This is a genomic window from Pandoraea pnomenusa (genome assembly GCF_040391475.1).
GTDB classification, from domain to species: Bacteria; Pseudomonadota; Gammaproteobacteria; order Burkholderiales; family Burkholderiaceae; genus Pandoraea; species Pandoraea pnomenusa_C.
Genome location: NZ_JBEBXS010000008.1, coordinates 80,579 through 100,189 on the forward strand (window position 1 = coordinate 80,579; position 19,611 = coordinate 100,189).

Consider the following 19,611-nt stretch of genomic DNA (forward strand, 5'->3'; position numbering starts at 1 on the left):
AGCCCCGGCCCCGCCGGGGCTTTTGCTATCTGGCCGCCTTGCGGCGCGTGGCCATCGCCACCCCAACGGCCGCCAGCACCATGCCGGCCCAGGCCAGCGGCGGCATGTGCTCCCCGACCATGAGCCACGCCGCCAGCGCCGCCGAGGGCGGCACGAGGAAGAACAGCGCCGAGACGCGCGAGGCCTCGCCCCGGCGGATCATCGCCAGCAGCAGCGAGATCGCGACGATCGAGTTGCCGATCACCAGATAGACGAGCGTGAGGCCGAGTTGCCATGTCCAGTCGACGTGCATCGGTTCGAGCCACCATGCGAGCGGCAGCGTGGCCGCAAAGCCCACGGCGTACTGCACCAGATTCGACGTGATCGGATGTTGTCCCACGCCGAAGCGTTTCTCGTAGAGCGTGCCGCAGGTGATGGCGCCGAGCGCCACGAACGTGAGCACCAGTCCCAGCGTCGACGTCGCTTCCACTGCCGAGCGCGCCACGATCACGAGCGCCGCCCCCGCCAGTCCGAGCCCCAGCCCGATCCAGTTCAGTCCGCTCACGCGCTCGCCAACGAGATGCGGCACCGCCAGCGCCACGAGAATCGGTTGGAGCGACGTAATCAGCGCCACGCTCCCCGCCGACACCCCCAGGCGCAGGGCCAGATACGTCATGCTGAAATACAGCGCCTGAATGAGCAGGCCGATGACCACGAGGTGGCCCCATGCGGCCGCCGTCTTCGGTAGCGGCGGGCGCATGACGATCGCCAGCGGGGCGAGTAGCACGAGCACCAGACCGTAGCGCAGGGCGAGGAACGTGAGCGGGTCGGCATACGCCAGGCCGATCTTGGCGACGGTAAAGCCGACGGACCACAGGAACAGGAAGATGAGGGGCGCGGCGCGCAGCCACAGCGGGTCGTGTGCCACGCCGGTGCGCACCGGGTCCATCGAGGTTTTCAGCGACATGAGTTAGCGAGGGTCTCGTGGGAATCTCGTGGGAATCGCGCGGGTTCTGCGGCTCGCCCGGACAGCGAGCCGTGTGCGGAGGACACCGCCATCTTCGCATTCATCGACGCTTGTTGCCGCCCAGAATGCTGCCGAGCACACCGCGCACGATCTCCCGCCCGAGCTGGTTGCCGACGGTGCGCATGGTGCTCTTGACCATCGCCTCCACGGCGGTGTCCTTGCTGCGCGAACCACCTGAGCCACCGAAGAGGCCGCCGAGCGAATCCTTCACCGTGTCGAGCAGGCCGCCGCCCGACGACGGTACCGTGCCGCCCGGGGCGGTGGTCGCGCCCGGCTGGCGTTCCTGCGTGCGGCCCACGAGCTTCTCGTACGCCGACTCGCGATCCACCGCGTTCTCGTACACCCCGGCAACCAGCGACGTGGCCATGAGCGCCGCGCGCTCCTGCGGCGTGATCGGCCCGATGCGCGACGCGGGCGGTGCAATGTACGCGCGCTCCGTCACGGCGGGACGCCCCTTTTCGTCGAGCAGCGAGACCAGCGCCTCGCCGACGCCCAGTTCGCCGATCACCGTTTCGATGTCGAGCGACGGATTGGCCCGCATGGTCTGCGCCGCCACCTTCACCGCCTTCTGGTCGCGCGGCGAATAGGCCCGCAGCGCGTGCTGCACGCGGTTGCCCAATTGGCCGAGCACGGTGTCGGGCACGTCGACCGGGTTCTGCGTCACGAAATACACGCCCACGCCCTTGGAACGAATCAGCCGCACCATCTGTTCGATGCGTTCGAGCAGCGGCTTGGGCGCTTCGTTGAACAACAGGTGCGCTTCGTCGAAGAAGAAAACGAGCTTGGGCTTGTCGGGATCGCCCACCTCGGGCAACCGCTCGAACAGCTCGGCGAGCAGCCAGAGCAGGAAAGTCGCGTAGATGCGCGGCGCGGCCAGCAGCTTGTCCGCCGCGAGAATATTCACCACACCGCGACCCTGCGCGTCGGTCTGCATGAAGTCCTCGATGTTGAGCATCGGCTCGCCGAAGAACTTGTCCGCGCCTTGCTGTTCGAGCGTGAGCAGTCCGCGCTGGATCGCACCGACCGACGCGGCCGAGATGTTGCCGTACTGGGTGGTGAAGGTCGACGCGTTGTCGCCCACATGCTGGAGCATGGCGCGCAGGTCCTTGCTGTCGAGCAGCAACAGACCGTTGTCGTCGGCAATCTTGAAGACGAGGTTGAGCACGCCGGTCTGCGTCTCGTTCAGGCCCAGCAGGCGCGAGAGGAGCAACGGCCCGAGATCGGAGACGGTCGCGCGCACCGGATGCCCCTGCTCGCCGAACACATCCCACAGCGTGGCAGGGCTACCGTGCCAGTCCGGCGTCTCGAAGCCCAGATTGGCGATACGATCCTTGAGCTTGGGCGTCTCGACGCCCGGCTGCGTGATGCCTGTCAGGTCGCCCTTCACGTCGGCCAGGAAAACCGGCACGCCGATGTCGGAGAACGCCTGCGCCATGACTTGCAGCGTCACGGTCTTGCCGGTGCCAGTGGCGCCGGTGATCAGGCCGTGGCGATTGCCCATTGCGGGCAGCAGGCCAAGAACATGCTCGTTGTTGCGGGCGATGACGAGGAGATCGCCGGTGTCCGGCGCGGGGGCGGGCGTCTGCGCCTCGGGAACGGCGGAGGCGGGAGCGACGGAGGCGGCCGCGCTCTGGGGCGCTTGCGGCGGCACGGGCTTCTTGGGCATGAGAGACCTCGGCGGTAGACGCGGCGGGGGTCGTGACACGGCGCAGCAAACACCCGTGGCACGGTGCGGCGGCATGATAAAATTGCCTCCGATTATAGCGGCAGGTTGCCGCTCGAACGACAGGGCATACATCGCCGCCCAGCGCGGCACGACGGAGAAATTCATGGCGGGTCATAGCAAATGGGCCAACATCAAACACAAAAAGGCAGCAGCCGATGCCAAGCGCGGTAAAGTCTGGACACGCCTGATCAAGGAAATCACCGTGGCCGCGCGCCTGGGCGGCGGTGACGCCGACAGCAACCCGCGCCTGCGTCTGGCCGTGGAAAAGGCTGCCGACGCGAACATGCCCAAGGACAACGTCAAACGCGCGATCGATCGCGGCGTGGGCGGTCTTGACGGCGCCAACTACGAAGAAATCCGTTACGAAGGCTATGGCCTGAGCGGCGCGGCCGTGATCGTCGACACCATGACGGACAACCGCGTGCGTACGGTCGCGGAAGTGCGTCACGCCTTCTCGAAGTTCGGCGGCAACATGGGCACCGACGGCTCGGTGGCCTTCCTCTTCACGCACTGCGGTCAGTTCCTGTTCTCGCCGGAAACCTCGGAAGACAAGCTCATGGAAGTGGCGCTCGACGCCGGTGCGGACGACGTGATCACCAATGACGACGGCAGTTTCGAAGTCGTTTGCCCGCCCAACGATTTCCAGGCGGTCAAGGACAAGCTCGAAGCGGCCGGCCTGAAGGCCGAAGTCGCCGAAGTCACGATGAAGCCGCAAACCGAAGTGGTCTTCACCGGCGATGACGCCGTGAAGATGCAGAAGCTGCTCGACGCGCTCGAAAACCTCGACGACGTGCAGGAAGTATTCACCAACGCCGTCATCGAGGAATAAGATGAAAATCATGGTTGTCGGCTCGGGTGGCCGCGAACACGCGCTGGCATGGAAGCTCGCGCAATCGCCGCGCATCCAGCTGGTCTACGTTGCACCGGGTAACGGCGGCACGGCGCTCGACGAGCGCCTGCGCAACGTGCCCATCAGCGATCCGAACGTGCTGGCCGAGTTCGCCGCACGCGAAGGCATCGCCCTCACGGTGGTCGGCCCGGAAACGCCGCTCGCCGCCGGTATCGTCAACATCTTCCGCGCCCGCGGCCTGAAGATCTTCGGCCCGACCAGGGAAGCGGCACAGCTCGAATCGTCCAAGGACTTCGCCAAGGCGTTCATGAAGCGCCACGGCATTCCGACGGCCGATTACGAAACGTTCTCCGACGCCGCCGCCGCGCACGCCTACATCGACGCCAAGGGCGCACCGATCGTCATCAAGGCCGACGGCCTGGCTGCCGGCAAGGGCGTGGTCGTGGCGATGTCGCTCGACGAAGCCCACCACGCCGTGGACATGATGCTCGCCGACAACAAGCTCGGCGACGCCGGCGCGCGCGTGGTAATCGAAGGGTTCCTGCAGGGCGAGGAAGCCAGCTTCATCGTGATGGTCGACGGCAAGAACGTGCTGCCGCTGGCCACGTCGCAGGACCACAAGCGTCTGCTCGATAACGATCAGGGCCCGAACACGGGCGGCATGGGCGCCTACTCGCCCGCGCCGATCGTCACGCCGCAGATTCACGCGAAGGTCATGCGCGAGATCATCATGCCGACCGTGCGCGGCATGGAGACCGACGGCATTCGCTTCACCGGCTTCCTGTACGCCGGCCTGATGATCGACGGCGACGGCAACGTCAAGACGCTCGAATTCAACTGCCGCATGGGCGACCCCGAGACGCAGCCGATCATGGCACGTCTGAAGGGCGACTTCTCGGTCGTGGTCGAGCACGCGATCGCCGGCACGCTCGACAAGGTCGAACTCGACTGGGATCGTCGCTATGCGCTGGGCGTGGTGCTCGCCGCACACGGCTACCCGGACACCCCGCGCAAGGGCGACCGTATCTCGGAGATTCCTGCCGAGACGTCCGAGTGCGTGACGTTCCACGCCGGTACCCAGCTCGAGAACGACGTGCTGCAAGTCACCGGTGGACGCGTGCTGTGCGTGGTCGGCCTGTCCGACACCGTGCGCGGCGCCCAGAGCGTGGCGTACCAGACCGTCAATCAGATCAATTTCGACGGCATGCAGTATCGCCACGACATCGGTAACCGCGCCCTCGCGCGCAAGCCGGAGTAAGCACCACCGCCGCAAGCGGGTCGCGAAGCATCGAGCCCTCGATATCCGCTGAGTCGGCAGGCCACGGCCCGGGAAACCATTGCGTTCTCCCGGGCCGTTGTCATTCTGGCGTCGCAACACCGTCGCGGGGCCGCGATTGACAAGCGATGACCAAGTTGGCACGCTGGCACGACGTCGACGCCCTTTCCTTCTCCCCGTGCGCTTCGACGTATCCGGCCGGCCCGGCGGAATTCATGCAGTTTTCCCGACAGACGCAGTCATCGATTCGTTCGACGGAGACTTTCATGTTCGACCTCGACAAGCTGGTCAATAACTACCTGGTGCCGTTCGGTCTGAAGATCGTGATGGCCGTCGTCATCTGGGTCATCGGCGGCCTCGTCATCAACGTGGTGGCGCGACTCGTTCGCAGTGCGATGACCCGACGCGCCATCGATCCCACCCTCGTTCGCTACACCGAATCGACGCTGCGCATTGCCTTGCGCATCGCACTGATCATTTCCATCCTCAGTGTCTGCGGGATCGAGACGACGTCGTTCGCCGCACTCCTCGCCGCCGCAGGTATCGCCATCGGCGCGGCATGGTCGGGCCTCCTGTCGAACTTCGCCTCCGGCATCTTCCTTATCGTGCTGCGTCCGTTCAAGACCGGCGACATGATCAGCGCGGGCGGTGTGACAGGCGTCGTCGACGAGATCGGCCTGTTCGTGACCACGCTCACGACCGCCGACAATCTGCGCGTGTACGTGGGCAACACCAAGGTCTTCGGCGACAACATCACGGTGTACGACGCCAACGCGTTCCGGCGGGTCGACCTCACGGCGCAACTCGCGCACACGGTCGACGTGCAGGACGCCATCGCCCGCCTCAAGGCCCGCGTGGCGCAGATTCCCAACGTGATGAGCACCCCGGCGGTCGACGTCGTGATTCTCGAGTTCAACCCGGCCGGGCCGGTGCTGGCGGTGCGCCCGTACTGCCACAACCGCGACTACTGGCAGGTGTATTTCGATACCAACAAGGCCATCTCGGAAGTCGGCGGCACGGCCCACTGGCCGGTACCGGCGCCGCGTCAGATCTACATGCCGCCACCGTCAGACCTCGGCAACGCCGCATCGCCCATCGCGGCAGGCGGCTCGGCTGCCATGCCGCCCTTGCCGAACGCCCCGGCTTCGCCAGCCGCCCCCACGGCCTGAACGCCCCTGCACTGCCTCGGCGCGCCGGATCGGTAATTCGAGACATGCGGCACGCCTCGGCATTCCGGTCCGGTTGATGCAGGTCATCCGGGCGGCATTCGGCAAGCCGCTTCGCCGCCCGGGTCTGCCCCGAACGGGTCGCTGCCGGTACAATCGCGGTAACGACCACGTACAGGGATGTGACAGCATGGCAGCGCAAGACGCCGCACCGTCGCCGGATACGGCCGCGGTACGCACCTATCTTCTTGGCCTTCAGGACCGTATCGTCGAAACGCTCGAGCGCCTCGACGGCAAACGCTTCTTCGCCGACGACTGGCAACGCCCGGCCGATGGCGCGCTGCGTGGTGACGGCCGCACGCGCGTGCTCGACGACGGCGACTTCTTCGAGCGCGGCGGCGTGAACTTCTCCCACGTGGTGGGCGACAAGCTCCCGGGCTCGGCCAGCGCCTCGCGCCCCGAGCTGGCCGGGCGCGGTTTCGAGGCCCTCGGCGTCTCGCTGGTCCTGCACCCGCGCAACCCGTACTGCCCGACCGTACACTTCAACGTGCGCATTCTGATTGCGACCGCCCCGGGCGAAGCCCCCGCCTTCTGGTTCGGCGGCGGCATGGATCTCACGCCGTACTACCCGTACGAAGAGGACTGCCAGCACTTCCATCAGACATGCAAGAACGCGCTCGACCCGTTCGGCACCGAGTGGTATCCGCGCTTCAAGAGCTGGTGCGACGAATACTTCTATCTGAAGCACCGTCAGGAGCCGCGCGGCATCGGCGGTATCTTCTTCGACGACTTCTCGGGCGGCGGCTTCGACACGGGCTTCGCTGTCATGCAAAGCGTGGGCGATGCCTTTCTCGACGCCTACGTGCCGATCGTCGAGCGCCGCCGCGGCATGCCGTATGGCGAGCGCGAACGCGATTTCCAGGCGCATCGCCGCGGCCGCTACGTCGAATTCAATCTGGTCTGGGATCGCGGCACGCACTTCGGCCTGCAATCGGGCGGACGCACCGAATCGATCCTGATGTCGATGCCACCGATCGTGAAGTGGCATTACGACTGGAAGCCGGAACCCGATACCCCGGAAGCGAAGCTCTACACCGACTTCCTCGTTCGCCGCGACTGGGTGTGAAGGCCGCCTGCGCATGACCGTCTCGTCTTCTGCTGCCGCTTCTGCTGCCTCCCCCGCTGCCAGCGCCCACGTGCCAACCGACTCGCCCGACACGCCCGACACGCGCCGGCGGCGCATCGGCGTGCTCGGCGGTACGTTCGATCCGATTCACACCGGCCATCTGGCCCTGGGCGCCCTGTTCGCCCGCGCGCTCGCGCTCGACGAACTGGTGCTGATGCCTGCCGGCCAGCAGCCCCAAAAGCAAGGCAGCACCCCGGCCGAGCACCGGCTGGCCATGACCCGCCTGGCCGCCGAAGGACTGGCCGCGGAACTGGCGCGCGTGCAGCCGTCCACGCAATTGATCGTGAGCACGCGCGAAATCGAACGGGCCGGCCCGAGCTACACCGTGGACACGCTGCGCGACGTGCGCCGCGACATCGGCCCGCATGCCTCGCTGTCGCTGCTCATCGGCTCCGACCAACTGGTCCGCCTGGATACGTGGCACGCATGGCGTGAATTGTTCGACTACGCCCACGTTTGCGCGGCCGCCCGCCCCGGTTTCAGCCGCGACGCGGCCTCCGTCCAACTGCGTGAAGTCTTCGCCCAACGGGAAAAGTCCGCGCTCGGGGTACAATCCACGCCATGCGGCGGCATCCTGATCGACGACTCACTGGCCGTCGACATATCCGCCACCGAGTTGCGCGCCACGCTGGCACATGCGCGAGACGCGGCCACGCCTCCGGCGAACTTGCCCGAATCCGTGTGGCAGTACATCCGCGCGCAACACCTGTATCGCGCCTGAGAGCCCCCTGCGGGCCCTGACCGGGCGCCCCCTGTTTCACAAGAAGACGCACTATGGATATTCGTAAACTGCAGCGCCTGATCGTCGACGCCCTCGAGGACGTCAAGGCACAGGACATCAAGGTGTTCAACACCGAGCACCTCACCGCCCTGTTCGAGCGCGTGATCATCGCGAGCGGCACCTCCAATCGCCAGACCAAGGCCCTCGCCGCGAGCGTGCGCGACAAGGTCAAGGCCGCCGGCGGCGACATCATCAGCATGGAAGGTGAAGACGTGGGCGAATGGGTGCTGGTCGACACCGGCGACGCCATCGTGCACATCATGCAGCCGGCCCTGCGCCAGTATTACAACCTCGAGGAAATCTGGGGCGAGAAGCCCGTTCGCCTGAAGGCCGCCGGCACCAAGGCCGGTGCCAAGGCCAGCGCCGAGGACGACGATCAGGAAGGCGACGAGCCGTCGGCCGCGCCCGCCCCGGCACGCCGCAAGACCAAGTAAGACCGCACACCGCCGTCATGCGTCTGTTCATTCTCGCAGTCGGGCACAAGATGCCCGGCTGGATCGAGACCGCCTTCGCCGAGTACGCCAAGCGCATGCCCCCCGAGCTGCGCATCGAGCTCAAGGAAATCAAGCCGGAGCAACGCTCCAACTCCCGCACGGCCGAGACGGTGATGGCGGCCGAGGCACAGCGTATCGACGCGGCCCTGCCGCGCGGCTGCCGTCTCGTCTGCCTGGACGAACGCGGCCAGGACCTCACCACGATGCGCCTCGCCCAGTCGCTCACCGGCTGGCAGCAGGACGGGCGCGACGTGGCGTTCGTGATCGGCGGCGCCGACGGGCTCGACCCGACCCTCAAGGCGCGGGCCGACACCCTCATCCGCCTCTCGAGCCTCACCCTGCCGCACGGCATGGTGCGTGTGTTGCTCGCCGAACAGCTCTACCGCGCGTGGAGCATCAACGCCAACCATCCGTACCATCGCGTCTGACGTCGGCGCCCGCCTGCCCGTATCGGCGCGGTTCGGTCAAGCCAGCAACGCATTACGCGTACCCTGCCGCATGTGACGGAAATGCGTCAAAAATAAGTCATTGTCTCTTGTGCAGCGCAACGCCACGTTGTGCGGCACTGCCAATCGCCTGCCCCGCCTTGCAGGCCGGACGTACACCTCGATACTGTCAATCCCCGCGAGACGCAGCGAAGCAACAGCCGTTGTGCACTGCGAATGGAAAAAACACGACAGCGTGTTAGTCTACGCGGCGCTACAAGGTTCGCACCGCGAACAACAAGACTTCTCGTGAACCACCGGAGATTGGCATGAAGCAACCTTCCCTGCGCAAGTTCGCCCTCGCTGGCGTCGGCGCTGCCCTGGCGCTCGGCATGAGCACGTCGGCCCTGGCCGTGACCGAGATTCAGTTCTGGCACTCGATGGAATCGGCGCTCGGCGAGCGCGTCAACCAGATCGCCAACGACTTCAACGCATCGCAGAGCGACTACAAGATCGTCCCTATCTACAAGGGCAACTACGAGCAGGGTCTGGCCGCGGGTATCGCCGCCTTCCGCGCCGGTAACGCTCCGGCCATTCTTCAGGTGTACGAAGTCGGCACGGCCACGATGATGCAGGCCAAGAAGGCCGTGAAGCCGGTGTGGCAAGTGATGAAGGACGCCGGCGAGCCGTTCGACGAAGCCGCCTTCGTGCCGACCGTGGCGAGCTACTACGCCGATAGCAAGACGAACCATCTCGTGTCGATGCCGTTCAACAGCTCGACCCCGGTGCTGTACTACAACAAGGACGCCTTCAAGAAGGCCGGCCTCGATCCGAACACCCCGCCGAAGACCTGGGCCGACGTGCGCACCGATGCGCAGAAGCTCAAGGCCGCCGGCCTGGCTTGCGGCTTCACCATGGGCTGGCAGAGCTGGACCCAACTCGAGAACTACAGCGCATGGCACGCCCTGCCGTTCGCCTCGAAGAACAACGGCTTCGACGGCCTCGACGCGAAGCTCGAATTCAACGGTCCGCAGCAGACCAAGCACATCCAGTTCCTCGCCGACATGGCCAAGGAAGGCACGTTCACGTATGTGGGCCGCAAGGATGAAGTGACCTCGAAGTTCTACAGCGGCGACTGCGGTATCGCCATGACGACCTCGGGTGCGCTCGCGAACATCGCCAAGTACGCCAAGTTCAGCTACGGCGTGGGCATGATGCCGTACGACGCCGACGTGAAAGGCGCGCCGCAGAACGCCATCATCGGCGGCGCCAGCCTGTGGGTGCTCGCAGGCAAGTCGCCGGCCGAGTACAAGGGCGTGGCCAAGTTCCTGAACTACCTCGCCTCGCCCCCCGTGGCTGCGAAGTGGCACCAGGACACCGGCTACCTCCCGGTCACGAAGGCTGCATTCGAGCTGACCGAGAAGCAAGGCTTCTACGCGAAGAATCCGGGCGCGGACATGGCCATCAAGCAGATGCTCAACAAACCGCCCCTGCCGTTCACGCGTGGCCTGCGTCTGGGCAACATGCCGCAGATCCGCACGGTCATCGACGAGGAACTCGAAGGCGTGTGGAACGGCAAGCAAGCGCCCAAGGCCGCACTCGACAAGGCGGTGAGCCGTGGCGACGACCTGCTGCGCCGCTTCCAGAAGCAGGGCAGCTAAGCCGTTCCTGACGCGCGATCCCGTGCGCGGGGCAGGCCCAACGCCTGAACTCGCCGCACGGATCGTGTCGTTAGAATGACATCACCCGGCTCGCCGACAACGCGGGCCGGGTTTGGTTTTTTTGGGTCACAACGTTTATGGCGCACAACACCAGAGAACGCCCTCGATTCGGCACCGGCTGGCTGCCCTACGCGCTCGTCGCGCCGCAGCTCTTCATCACGGTCGTGTTCTTCCTTTGGCCGGCAGGCGAAGCCCTGTGGCAGTCGACGTCCATGCAAGACGCCTTCGGGTTGTCCAGCGAGTTCGTCGGTATCGAAAACTTCACGGCGCTGTTGCACGATCCGCTTTACCTCGCGTCGTTTCGCACGACGATGATCTTCAGCGGCCTTGTCACCGGTTGCGGGCTGGTCATCTCGCTGCTGCTCGCGGCAATGGCCGATCGCGTGACGCGCGGCAAGCGCGCTTACCAGACGCTGCTCATCTGGCCTTACGCCGTCGCGCCCGCCATCGCGGCCGTGCTGTGGGCCTTCCTGTTCAATCCGAGTATCGGCCTCGTGACCTTCGGACTCGCGAAGCTCGGCATCGAGTGGAACCACGCACTCAACGGCGGTCAGGCGATGTTCCTCATCGTGCTCGCCTCGGTCTGGAAGCAGATCAGCTACAACTTCCTGTTCTTCTACGCGGGTCTGCAAGCCATTCCGCGCTCGCTCGTGGAAGCGGCCGCGATTGACGGCGCCGGTCCCGTGCGACGCTTCTTCGGGCTGGTGCTGCCGCTGATCTCGCCGACGACGTTCTTCCTGCTCGTGGTGAACCTCGTGTACTCGTTCTTCGACACCTTCCCGGTGATCGACGCGGCCACCGGCGGCGGTCCGGGCCAGTCGACCATGACCTTGATCTACAAGATCTACTCCGAAGGCTTCAAGGGGCTCGACCTCGGCAGCTCCGCTGCCCAGTCGGTGGTGCTGATGGCGATCGTCATCGTGCTCACGGTCGTGCAGTTCCGCTTCATCGAACGCAAGGTGCAATACGCATGATCGAGAACCGTCGCGGCCTGGATATCTTCTGCCACGTCACGCTGATCATCGGCGTGTTACTGGTGGTCTTTCCGCTCTATGTGGCGTTCGTCGCCGCCACCATGAACGAGCGCGAAATCTTCAACATTCCGCTGTCGCTCATCCCGAGCACGCACCTGTTCGAGAACCTCGCCACCATCTGGGGACAGGGCACGGGCGACTCGGCCATGCCGTTCGGGCTGATGCTGGGCAACAGCCTGTTCATGGCGCTGGTCATCACCATCGGCAAGATCTCGGTGTCGATCCTGTCGGCCTTCGCTATCGTCTATTTCCGTTTCCCGCTGCGCAATCTGTTCTTCTGGCTCATCTTCGTCACGCTGATGCTGCCGGTCGAAGTGCGGATTTTCCCGACGGTGCAAGTGATCTCGAGCCTCGGGCTCATCAACAGCTACGTCGGTCTGACGGTGCCGCTGATCGCCTCGGCCACGGCCACGTTCCTGTTCCGCCAGTTCTTCATGACGCTGCCCGACGAGCTCGTCGAGGCCGCGCGCATCGACGGCGCGGGCCCGATCCGCTTTTTCATCGACGTGGTGCTGCCGCTGTCGAAGACCAATATCGCGGCGTTGTTCGTCATCACGTTCATCTATGGCTGGAATCAGTACCTGTGGCCGATTCTCGTGACCAACGCCCCGTCGATGACGACGGCGGTCGTGGGTATCAGAAGCATGATCGGCAGCGGCGACACCGCCACCCAATGGCAACTCGTCATGAGCGCAACGCTGCTCGCCATGCTGCCCCCGCTGGCCGTGGTGTTGCTCATGCAGCGTTGGTTCGTGCGTGGTCTGGTCGATTCGGATAAGTAAACATGGCAAATCTCAAACTCCATAGCGTCAAGAAAACCTACGACCAGAAGAACTATGTGCTGCACGGTGTCGACATCGACATCGAAGACGGCGAGTTCGTGGTCATTGTCGGCCCATCGGGCTGCGGCAAGTCCACGCTGCTGCGTATGGTCGCCGGCCTCGAAACGGTGAGCGAGGGCAGCATCCTGATCGGCTCGCAGGTCGTCAATCAGCTAGAACCGAAAGATCGCAACATCGCGATGGTGTTCCAGAACTATGCGCTCTATCCGCATATGGACGTGCGCCAGAACATGTCGTACGGCCTGAAGATTCGCGGCATCGACAAGAAGACCATCGACGAGCGCGTACTCGCCGCGGCCCGGATTCTCGAACTCGAACCGCTGCTCGCGCGTCGGCCGCGTGAACTCTCCGGCGGTCAGCGTCAGCGCGTGGCGATGGGCCGCGCCATCGTGCGCGAACCGGCCGTGTTCCTGTTCGACGAACCGCTCTCGAACCTCGACGCCAAGCTGCGTGTGCAAATGCGTCTCGAGATCCAGCGCCTGCATGCTCGCCTGAAGACCACCAGCCTCTACGTGACGCACGATCAGGTCGAGGCCATGACGCTGGCCGATCGCGTGATCGTCATGAACAAGGGCTACGCCGAGCAGATCGGCACGCCGACGGATGTGTACGAGCGTCCGGCATCGCTCTTCGTGGCGAGCTTCATGGGTTCGCCGGCGATGAACCTGCTCAAGGGCCGCATCGACTCGGAAGGCCGCACCTTCCAGGTCGACGGTGACGGGCCGTCGCTGCGTCTGCCGCCCACCAGCATGGCGCATGCCAATCGCGAACTGGTGCTGGGTGTGCGCCCCGAGCATCTCGTCCCCGCAGAACAACAGACGGGAATGGGTGCCTTCGCCGCGCAAACGAGCCTCAAGGTCGATCAGCTCGAGCTGCTCGGCGCCGACAATCTGGCCCACGGCCGTTGGGGCGATCAGAATGTGACGGTGCGTCTGCCGCACGAGTTGCGCCCGGCGGCAGGTACGATCGTGCCACTCGCCATCTCGGCCAAGGCACTGCACCTGTTCGACCCGGCGACGGGCAAGCGAGTCGAAGCATGAGCGATACCCCGACCTCGTCGGCGCCCCTTTGGCGCCAGTGGCCCTACCCGCGTATCGTCGCGCATCGCGGCGGCGGCAAGCTGGCGCCGGAGAACACCCTTGCGGCGTTTGAAATGGGGGCGTCGCTCGGCCTGCGCATGGTCGAGTTCGACGCAAAGCTCTCGGCGGATGACGTCGTCTTCCTGCTGCACGACGACACCGTCGATCGCACCAGCAATGGCCACGGCGCCGCCGCCGCGATGACCTACGCCGAGATCGCGCAGCTCGATGCCGGTAGCTGGTTCGACGCCCGCTTCGCGGGTCAGGCAATGCCGACGCTCGCGCAGGTGGCCGAACGCTGCCTGGCGTTGGGGCTTGCGGCAAATGTCGAGATCAAGCCGTGCCCGGGCCGCGAGGTCGAGACGGGCAAGCGCGTGGCCGAGGCCGTGCGCGCCTTGTGGGCCGGACAGGCCCAGCCGCCGCTGCTCTCGTCGTTTTCGTACGAAGCACTCGAAGCGGCCGCCGCCGCCGTGCCCGAACTGCCGCGCGGCATGCTGTACGACGCCGTTCCGGCGCACTGGCGCGACGACGCCCGCAAGCTCGGCACCGTCTCGCTGCACGCCAGCCACAAGCATCTCGACGGCCCGCAAGTCGCCGAGATCAAGGCCTCGGGTCTGCAAATGCTCGTCTATACGGTCAACGATCCGGCCCGCGCGCGCGAGCTCGCGGCGTGGGGCGTGGACGCCATCTGCACCGACCGCATCGACCTGATCGGCGTCAACTTCCTCGACGAAGCCTGATCGCCACGATCTCCCCGAGGCCGGGCGCCCCCCCGGGGGGGGCTTGTCGGCGCACCTTGCCGTACGAAGCCCCCCGCGTGGCGCCCTCCCGGGTGTCGTAAATCGCTCTCATTCGCCTTCGTGCGCTGCCCCCGCGGCCACCGTCAATGGCTGGCGGGCGTGGGCGCAAGGCGGCATAATAGGGCGTTCCCCTCGCCCAGCCTATCCAGCGGCCCGGTGCATGCATCCGATTCGAAATCGAGACGGCATCCTGTACCGGGCTGGACGAATTCAAGCCAAGCCGCCATGCCGTACATTTATCTCGCTTCGCAAAGCCCCCGCCGTCAGGAATTGCTGCACCAGCTCGGCGTTCGATACGAACTGCTGTTGCCCGGAGCCAACGAAGACGCCGAAGCGCTCGAAGCCGTACTGCCAGGCGAGCCACCCGACGATTACGTGCAGCGCGTGACGCGGGCCAAGGCCGAGGCCGGCATGGCGCGTCTCGCGCGTGCAGGCCTGCCCAACGCGCCGATCCTCACCGCCGACACGACCGTCTGCCTCGACGGCACCATTCTCGGCAAGCCGTTCGACGACGCCGACGCCCGCGCCGTGCTCGCGCGTCTGTCCGGCACCCGTCACCGCGTGCTGACGGCGGTCGCCGTGTGTGCGGACGGGCAGATCCATCAGGCGGTGAACATCTCGCACGTGTGGTTCCGTCCGTTGCGCCGCGAGGAGATCGAGCGCTATGTCGCGTCGGGCGAGCCGAAAGGCAAAGCGGGCGCCTACGGCATTCAGGGCAAGGCCGCCGAATTCGTGATGCGCATCGACGGCAGCTATTCCGGCATCATGGGACTGCCGCTGTGTGAAACCGCCGCGCTGCTGCGTCAGGCGGGCGTCGACTTCTGACGCGTACTGCATTTGCCAAGCCATTCGAGTCTGGTCGACACTTTATGAACGAAGACATTCTGGTCAACATCACGCCACAGGAAACCCGTGTGGCGCTCATGCAGCTCGGGGCGGTGCAGGAACTGCACATCGAGCGCACGCTCTCGCGCGGCCTGGTCGGCAACATCTATCTGGGCAAGGTCGTGCGTGTGCTCCCGGGCATGCAATCGGCGTTCATCGACATCGGGCTGGAGCGCGCCGCGTTCCTGCACGTGGCGGACATCTGGCATCCGCGCACGAATAACGACACGTCCACGCCGCATCCGCAACCGCCCATCGAGAAAACGGTTTTCGAAGGGCAGACACTGATGGTTCAGGTCATCAAGGACCCCATCGGCACCAAGGGTGCGCGTCTGTCCACGCAGATCAGCATTGCCGGGCGCACACTCGTGTATCTGCCGCAGGAGCCGCACATCGGAATCTCGCAGCGCATCGAGAGCGAGGCGGAGCGCGAAGCGTTGCGCAGCAAGATCCAGTCGCTGGTGCCTGCGGACGAGAAAGGCGGTTTCATCGTACGCACGATCGCGGAGGACGCGGCCGAAGCCGAACTGGCCAACGACATCGCCTATCTGCGCAAGTCGTGGCAGACCATCGGCGAGCAGAGCACGCGTGTGCCCGCGCCGGCGCTGTTGTACCAGGATCTGAACCTCGCCCAGCGCGTGCTGCGCGATTTCGTGCACGAGGAAACGGGCAAGATCCTCGTCGACTCGCGCGAGACGTTCCAGAAGCTGGCCGAATTCGCCACCGTCTACACGCCGGCAGTGCTGGGCAAGCTCACGCATTACACCGGCGAGCGCCCGCTGTTCGATCTTTACAACGTGGAGACGGAAATCGAGCGGGCGCTCTCGCGTCGCGTCGATCTGAAGTCCGGCGGGTATCTGATGATCGATCAGACGGAGGCGATGACCACGATCGACGTGAACACCGGCGGCTACGTCGGCGCGCGCAATTTCGACGACACGATCTTCAAGACGAACCTCGAAGCCGCGCTGATGATTGCGCGCCAGTTGCGCCTGCGTAACCTCGGCGGGATCATCATCATCGACTTCATCGACATGGAAAGCGCGGAACATCGTGACTCGGTGCTGGCCGAACTGAAGAAGGCGCTGGCCCGCGACCGCACGCGCATTACGGTGAATGGTTTCTCGCAGCTCGGGCTCGTGGAGATGACCCGCAAGCGCACGCGCGAGTCGCTCGCGCACGTGCTGTGCGAGCCATGCGCCGTGTGTCAGGGAAAGGGCCAGGTCAAGACGCCCCGCACGCTGTGCTACGACATTCTGCGCGAGATCCTGCGCGAATCGCGCCAGTTCAATCCGCGTGAGTTCCGTCTGATCGCTTCGCAGGAAGTCGTCGATCTGTTCCTCGAGGAGGAGTCGCAGCATCTCGCAATGCTCATCGACTTCATCGGCAAGCCCATTTCCCTCCAGGTGGAATCGACGTTCCATCAAGAGCAGTACGACATCATTCTGATGTAAAGCGTCCCAACCGCCCAGCGCTCCGACGTCATGCCCTACACCAACTACGACAATCTGGCGGCATCGAGCGAGGCGCTCGACAAACACGCAGTTGCGCGCCATTCGACCTGGGTCAGTATCTGGGTCAATGTCGTACTCACGACCGCACAGATCGTCATCGGCATCTTCGCCCGTTCGCAGGCGTTGATTGCCGATGGCGTTCACTCGTTCTCGGACATCGTCTCCGACTTCGTGGTGCTGGCCGCCGCACGCGGCAGTGCACGTGCGCCGGACGCCGATCACCCCTACGGCCACAGCCGCTATGAGAATGCGGCGTCGCTCTTTCTTGGCGTGATTCTTGTGGCGGTGGGCGCCGGCATGTTGTGGCGCGGCATCGAACGCCTGCTGCACCCGGACGAGATTCCGGAAGTCCACACCGTCGCACTCGTCGTCGCGGTATTCGTGCTGGTCAGCAAGGAAGGGCTGTTCCGCTACATGCTGCGCGCCGCGCAGCGCGTACGCTCGGCCATGCTCGTCGCCAATGCGTGGCACGCCCGTTCCGATGCCCTCTCGTCGCTCGTGGTCGCCTGCGGCATTCTCGGCAATCTCGCCGGCTATCGCATTCTCGATCCGCTGGCGGCCGCTCTCGTCGGCCTGATGATCGGGCGCACCGGCTGGAAGTTCGGCTGGAATGCGTTGCAGGACCTCATCGATCGCGGCGTGGACGACGCCACGACCGTGACCATTCGCGAACGCCTGCTGGCCACACCCGGCGTGCGGTCGCTCGACATGCTGCGCACGCGCCGCATGGGCGACGAGATCGTCGTCGACGTCCACATCCTCGTCGATGCGCGCCTGTCCGTTTCCGAGGGACATTACATCGCGGAGCAGGCCCGTGCAGCCGTCATGCGCGAGCCGCAGATCCTCGACGTTCTGGTGCACGTCGATCCGGAGAGCGATGCCAAGGGCACGGCGCTGCAGCAATGGCCGGCACGCGCGGTGGTCGTCGGCGCCGCCGAGGTGCTGTGCCGCGCGAATGCGCTCGCATTGCACGACGTCAAGCTGCACTATCTGAACAACGGGCTGGAAGCGGACGTGATCGTCGAGGGGCTGCAGGATCTGGCGCGTCCGGCACACCAGACGACGCAGAGCGATGGCGGGATGGAGCCGTCGTCACAGACAGTCGCCGACGCCCTCGCCGCACGCTTCGCGCCGCTCGGGCTGCGATACGTGCGAATCCTGCGCGTGACGGGAGAGACGGCAGCCGCAGCGGGTGAAGGCGGGAACATCGGCACCCGCGCAGATTCGCCGCCCACTGCCTCGGAAGCGCCTGAAACGACATCGGCCGCCGGGCCCGCCGTCAACTGACGGAAGTCCTGCGGCGGCCGGATGGATTGTGCCGCGGGAGCAAGACCTGGCGCCTGCCCCCTTGCGGCGTCAGTCTTCGTGCTTGAAGTCCGCGAACAGCATGCCCTGACGATCCTTGTCGGAGACCACCGGGGTGATGCCATCGAGCGGCCAGGGGATCGCCAGCATCGGATCGTCCCACCGGATGCAGCGCTCGAACTGCGGCGCCCAGTAGTCAGTCGTCTTGTACAGCACCTCGGCCGATGCCGACGTCACGACAAAGCCGTGCGCGAAGCCCGCTGGAATCCACAACTGCTTCTTGTTCTCGCTGCTCAACACTTCCGCCACCCACTGGCCGAATGTCGGTGAGCCTTCGCGGATATCGACAGCCACGTCGTAAATCTCGCCCTGCAATACGCGCACGAGCTTGCCCTGCGGCTGCTTCACCTGATAGTGCAGCCCGCGAAGCACGCCGCGCGCCGAACACGACTGGTTATCCTGCACGAACGTGAGCGTCTGGCCGAGCCCGCTGTCGAAGTTGCGCTGGTTGAAGCTCTCGAAGAAATAACCCCGCGAGTCGCCGAACACTTTGGGTTCGACGACCTTGACGTCGGGGATGGCGGTGGAAATCAATTGCATGTCAAATGTCCTGGCAGTCGGATCGATCAGAAGACGCGTTCGCGCAGCATGGCGAGCAGATACTGGCCGTAGCCGGTCTTTGCGAGCGGTTGCGCCAGCGCTTCGATGTCTGCTGCGTTGATCCAGCCACGGCGATAGGCGATCTCTTCCGGGCAGGCGACCTTCAGGCCCTGACGACTCTCGATGGTCTGGATGAACGTACTCGCTTCGAGCATCGACTCATGCGTGCCGGTATCGAGCCACGCATAGCCGCGGCCCATCATCTGCACGTTCAGCTTGCCTTGCTTCAGGTACGCGTTGTTGACGTCGGTGATTTCAAGCTCGCCGCGCGCCGATGGCTTGATCGAACGTGCGATCTCGATCACGTCGTTATCGCAGAAGTACAGGCCGGTGACGGCATACCGCGACTTCGGTGTCTTCGGCTTTTCAATCAGTTCGATGGCCCGCCCCGCGTCGTCGAACGTCACCACACCGTACCGTTCAGGATCGTTGACCGGATAGGCGAAAACCGTCGCGCCGTCGGTCTGGGCATTCGCCGCGCTCAACAGCTTTGCGAAGTCGTGACCATAGAAAAGGTTGTCGCCGAGCACCAGTGCGCACGGATCGCTGCCGATGAAATCCGCGCCGATCAGGAACGCCTGTGCCAGACCATCCGGCGACGGCTGCACGGCGTATTGCAAATTCAGGCCCCATTGGCTGCCGTCGCCGAGCAGTTGCTCGAAACGAGGGGTGTCCTGGGGCGTGGAAATGATCAGCACGTCGCGAATTCCCGCCAGCATGAGCGTGGTCAGCGGGTAGTAGATCATCGGCTTGTCATACACCGGCAGCAATTGCTTGGAGACGGCCAGTGTGGCGGGATACAGGCGGGTACCGGATCCACCCGCGAGGATAATGCCTTTGCGTTTCGTGCTCATGCGTGCC

19 protein-coding genes are annotated in these 19,611 nt (G+C 65.1%); 15 read left to right on the forward strand and 4 right to left on the reverse strand.

From position 1 onward, the window contains the following. Nucleotides 1–25: 25 nt before the first annotated feature. Both ABWO90_RS10845 and ABWO90_RS10850 read right to left on the reverse strand, forming a co-directional pair. Nucleotides 26–946: a DMT family transporter gene (locus ABWO90_RS10845; RefSeq protein ID WP_353191232.1), complete on the reverse strand. Its 921-nt coding sequence runs from the start codon at nt 944–946 to the stop codon at nt 26–28. A 100-nt stretch (nt 947–1,046) separates the two neighbouring features. Beyond that, nucleotides 1,047–2,507, reverse strand: coding sequence for a helicase HerA-like domain-containing protein (locus ABWO90_RS10850; RefSeq protein WP_502922595.1), 1,461 nt, complete (start codon nt 2,505–2,507; stop codon nt 1,047–1,049). A 328-nt stretch (nt 2,508–2,835) separates the two neighbouring features. Here ABWO90_RS10850 and ABWO90_RS10855 point away from each other — a divergent pair, with 328 nt between their 5' ends. The 15 genes from ABWO90_RS10855 to ABWO90_RS10925 all read left to right on the forward strand — a co-directional run bounded on the left by ABWO90_RS10855 (nt 2,836) and on the right by ABWO90_RS10925 (nt 18,072). After that, nucleotides 2,836–3,561: a YebC/PmpR family DNA-binding transcriptional regulator gene (locus ABWO90_RS10855; RefSeq protein ID WP_353191234.1), complete on the forward strand. Its 726-nt coding sequence runs from the start codon at nt 2,836–2,838 to the stop codon at nt 3,559–3,561. Between the two features lies 1 nt (nt 3,562). After that, nucleotides 3,563–4,840 (forward strand): phosphoribosylamine--glycine ligase, encoded by a 1,278-nt coding sequence (gene purD / locus ABWO90_RS10860; protein ID WP_353191235.1) that lies wholly within the window; start codon nt 3,563–3,565, stop codon nt 4,838–4,840. 284 nt (nt 4,841–5,124) lie between these two features. After that, entirely contained in the window at nt 5,125–6,027 is a 903-nt protein-coding gene (locus ABWO90_RS10865) for a mechanosensitive ion channel family protein (protein WP_353191236.1), read from the forward strand. 187 nt (nt 6,028–6,214) lie between these two features. After that, nucleotides 6,215–7,150, forward strand: coding sequence for an oxygen-dependent coproporphyrinogen oxidase (gene hemF, locus ABWO90_RS10870; RefSeq protein ID WP_353191237.1), 936 nt, complete (start codon nt 6,215–6,217; stop codon nt 7,148–7,150). Nucleotides 7,151–7,163: 13 nt separating this feature from the next. Then, nucleotides 7,164–7,931, forward strand: a complete 768-nt coding sequence (locus ABWO90_RS10875; RefSeq protein ID WP_353191238.1) for a nicotinate-nucleotide adenylyltransferase — start codon at nt 7,164–7,166, stop codon at nt 7,929–7,931. Nucleotides 7,932–7,984: 53 nt separating this feature from the next. Continuing rightward, nucleotides 7,985–8,425 (forward strand): ribosome silencing factor, encoded by a 441-nt coding sequence (rsfS, locus tag ABWO90_RS10880; protein ID WP_353191239.1) that lies wholly within the window; start codon nt 7,985–7,987, stop codon nt 8,423–8,425. A gap of 17 nt (nt 8,426–8,442) precedes the next feature. Next, nucleotides 8,443–8,913 carry a 23S rRNA (pseudouridine(1915)-N(3))-methyltransferase RlmH gene (rlmH, locus tag ABWO90_RS10885; RefSeq protein ID WP_353191240.1) on the forward strand — a complete coding sequence of 157 codons (471 nt, stop codon included), beginning with the start codon at nt 8,443–8,445 and terminating at the stop codon, nt 8,911–8,913. A 326-nt stretch (nt 8,914–9,239) separates the two neighbouring features. Next, nucleotides 9,240–10,571: a sn-glycerol-3-phosphate ABC transporter substrate-binding protein UgpB gene (ugpB, locus tag ABWO90_RS10890; RefSeq protein WP_353191241.1), complete on the forward strand. Its 1,332-nt coding sequence runs from the start codon at nt 9,240–9,242 to the stop codon at nt 10,569–10,571. Between the two features lie 137 nt (nt 10,572–10,708). Beyond that, nucleotides 10,709–11,605, forward strand: coding sequence for a sn-glycerol-3-phosphate ABC transporter permease UgpA (ugpA, locus tag ABWO90_RS10895; RefSeq protein ID WP_353191242.1), 897 nt, complete (start codon nt 10,709–10,711; stop codon nt 11,603–11,605). Further along, nucleotides 11,602–12,447, forward strand: a complete 846-nt coding sequence (ugpE, locus tag ABWO90_RS10900) for a sn-glycerol-3-phosphate ABC transporter permease UgpE (protein WP_353191243.1) — start codon at nt 11,602–11,604, stop codon at nt 12,445–12,447. The genes ugpA and ugpE overlap by 4 nt, the downstream gene beginning before the upstream one ends. A gap of 2 nt (nt 12,448–12,449) precedes the next feature. Next, nucleotides 12,450–13,547, forward strand: a complete 1,098-nt coding sequence (locus ABWO90_RS10905) for a sn-glycerol-3-phosphate import ATP-binding protein UgpC (protein ID WP_353191244.1) — start codon at nt 12,450–12,452, stop codon at nt 13,545–13,547. Further along, nucleotides 13,544–14,326 (forward strand): glycerophosphodiester phosphodiesterase, encoded by a 783-nt coding sequence (ugpQ, locus tag ABWO90_RS10910; RefSeq protein WP_353191245.1) that lies wholly within the window; start codon nt 13,544–13,546, stop codon nt 14,324–14,326. Before ABWO90_RS10905 ends, ugpQ begins: the two co-directional genes overlap by 4 nt. A gap of 285 nt (nt 14,327–14,611) precedes the next feature. Then, on the forward strand, nt 14,612–15,211 hold the full coding sequence (locus ABWO90_RS10915) for a Maf family protein (RefSeq protein ID WP_353191246.1): 600 nt from the start codon (nt 14,612–14,614) through the stop codon (nt 15,209–15,211). Nucleotides 15,212–15,255: 44 nt separating this feature from the next. After that, on the forward strand, nt 15,256–16,725 hold the full coding sequence (rng, locus tag ABWO90_RS10920) for a ribonuclease G (protein WP_353191247.1): 1,470 nt from the start codon (nt 15,256–15,258) through the stop codon (nt 16,723–16,725). Nucleotides 16,726–16,755: 30 nt separating this feature from the next. Further along, nucleotides 16,756–18,072 (forward strand): cation diffusion facilitator family transporter, encoded by a 1,317-nt coding sequence (locus ABWO90_RS10925; RefSeq protein WP_353191248.1) that lies wholly within the window; start codon nt 16,756–16,758, stop codon nt 18,070–18,072. Between the two features lie 69 nt (nt 18,073–18,141). Here ABWO90_RS10925 and rfbC read toward each other — a convergent pair whose 3' ends face one another. Next, nucleotides 18,142–18,690 (reverse strand): dTDP-4-dehydrorhamnose 3,5-epimerase, encoded by a 549-nt coding sequence (gene rfbC / locus ABWO90_RS10930; protein WP_353191249.1) that lies wholly within the window; start codon nt 18,688–18,690, stop codon nt 18,142–18,144. Between the two features lie 26 nt (nt 18,691–18,716). Next, nucleotides 18,717–19,604 carry a glucose-1-phosphate thymidylyltransferase RfbA gene (rfbA, locus tag ABWO90_RS10935; protein WP_353191250.1) on the reverse strand — a complete coding sequence of 296 codons (888 nt, stop codon included), beginning with the start codon at nt 19,602–19,604 and terminating at the stop codon, nt 18,717–18,719. Nucleotides 19,605–19,611: the final 7 nt, after the last annotated feature.

Bases quoted from the DNA above. Each gene is read 5' to 3' on its own strand.
- rlmH (WP_353191240.1), top strand. From the start codon at position 8,443: ATGCGTCTGTTCATTCTCGCAGTCGGGCACAAGATGCCCGGCTGGATC.
- rng (WP_353191247.1), top strand. From the start codon at position 15,256: ATGAACGAAGACATTCTGGTCAACATCACGCCACAGGAAACCCGTGTG.
- ABWO90_RS10925 (WP_353191248.1), top strand. From the start codon at position 16,756: ATGCCCTACACCAACTACGACAATCTGGCGGCATCGAGCGAGGCGCTC.
- ABWO90_RS10850 (WP_502922595.1), bottom strand. From the start codon at position 2,507: ATGGGCAATCGCCACGGCCTGATCACCGGCGCCACTGGCACCGGCAAG.
- ABWO90_RS10845 (WP_353191232.1), bottom strand. From the start codon at position 946: ATGTCGCTGAAAACCTCGATGGACCCGGTGCGCACCGGCGTGGCACAC.
- ABWO90_RS10855 (WP_353191234.1), top strand. From the start codon at position 2,836: ATGGCGGGTCATAGCAAATGGGCCAACATCAAACACAAAAAGGCAGCA.
- rsfS (WP_353191239.1), top strand. From the start codon at position 7,985: ATGGATATTCGTAAACTGCAGCGCCTGATCGTCGACGCCCTCGAGGAC.
- ugpQ (WP_353191245.1), top strand. From the start codon at position 13,544: ATGAGCGATACCCCGACCTCGTCGGCGCCCCTTTGGCGCCAGTGGCCC.
- ABWO90_RS10915 (WP_353191246.1), top strand. From the start codon at position 14,612: ATGCCGTACATTTATCTCGCTTCGCAAAGCCCCCGCCGTCAGGAATTG.
- ABWO90_RS10875 (WP_353191238.1), top strand. From the start codon at position 7,164: ATGACCGTCTCGTCTTCTGCTGCCGCTTCTGCTGCCTCCCCCGCTGCC.
- ABWO90_RS10865 (WP_353191236.1), top strand. From the start codon at position 5,125: ATGTTCGACCTCGACAAGCTGGTCAATAACTACCTGGTGCCGTTCGGT.
- ugpA (WP_353191242.1), top strand. From the start codon at position 10,709: ATGGCGCACAACACCAGAGAACGCCCTCGATTCGGCACCGGCTGGCTG.
- ugpB (WP_353191241.1), top strand. From the start codon at position 9,240: ATGAAGCAACCTTCCCTGCGCAAGTTCGCCCTCGCTGGCGTCGGCGCT.
- rfbC (WP_353191249.1), bottom strand. From the start codon at position 18,690: ATGCAATTGATTTCCACCGCCATCCCCGACGTCAAGGTCGTCGAACCC.
- hemF (WP_353191237.1), top strand. From the start codon at position 6,215: ATGGCAGCGCAAGACGCCGCACCGTCGCCGGATACGGCCGCGGTACGC.
- rfbA (WP_353191250.1), bottom strand. From the start codon at position 19,604: ATGAGCACGAAACGCAAAGGCATTATCCTCGCGGGTGGATCCGGTACC.
- ABWO90_RS10905 (WP_353191244.1), top strand. From the start codon at position 12,450: ATGGCAAATCTCAAACTCCATAGCGTCAAGAAAACCTACGACCAGAAG.
- purD (WP_353191235.1), top strand. From the start codon at position 3,563: ATGAAAATCATGGTTGTCGGCTCGGGTGGCCGCGAACACGCGCTGGCA.
- ugpE (WP_353191243.1), top strand. From the start codon at position 11,602: ATGATCGAGAACCGTCGCGGCCTGGATATCTTCTGCCACGTCACGCTG.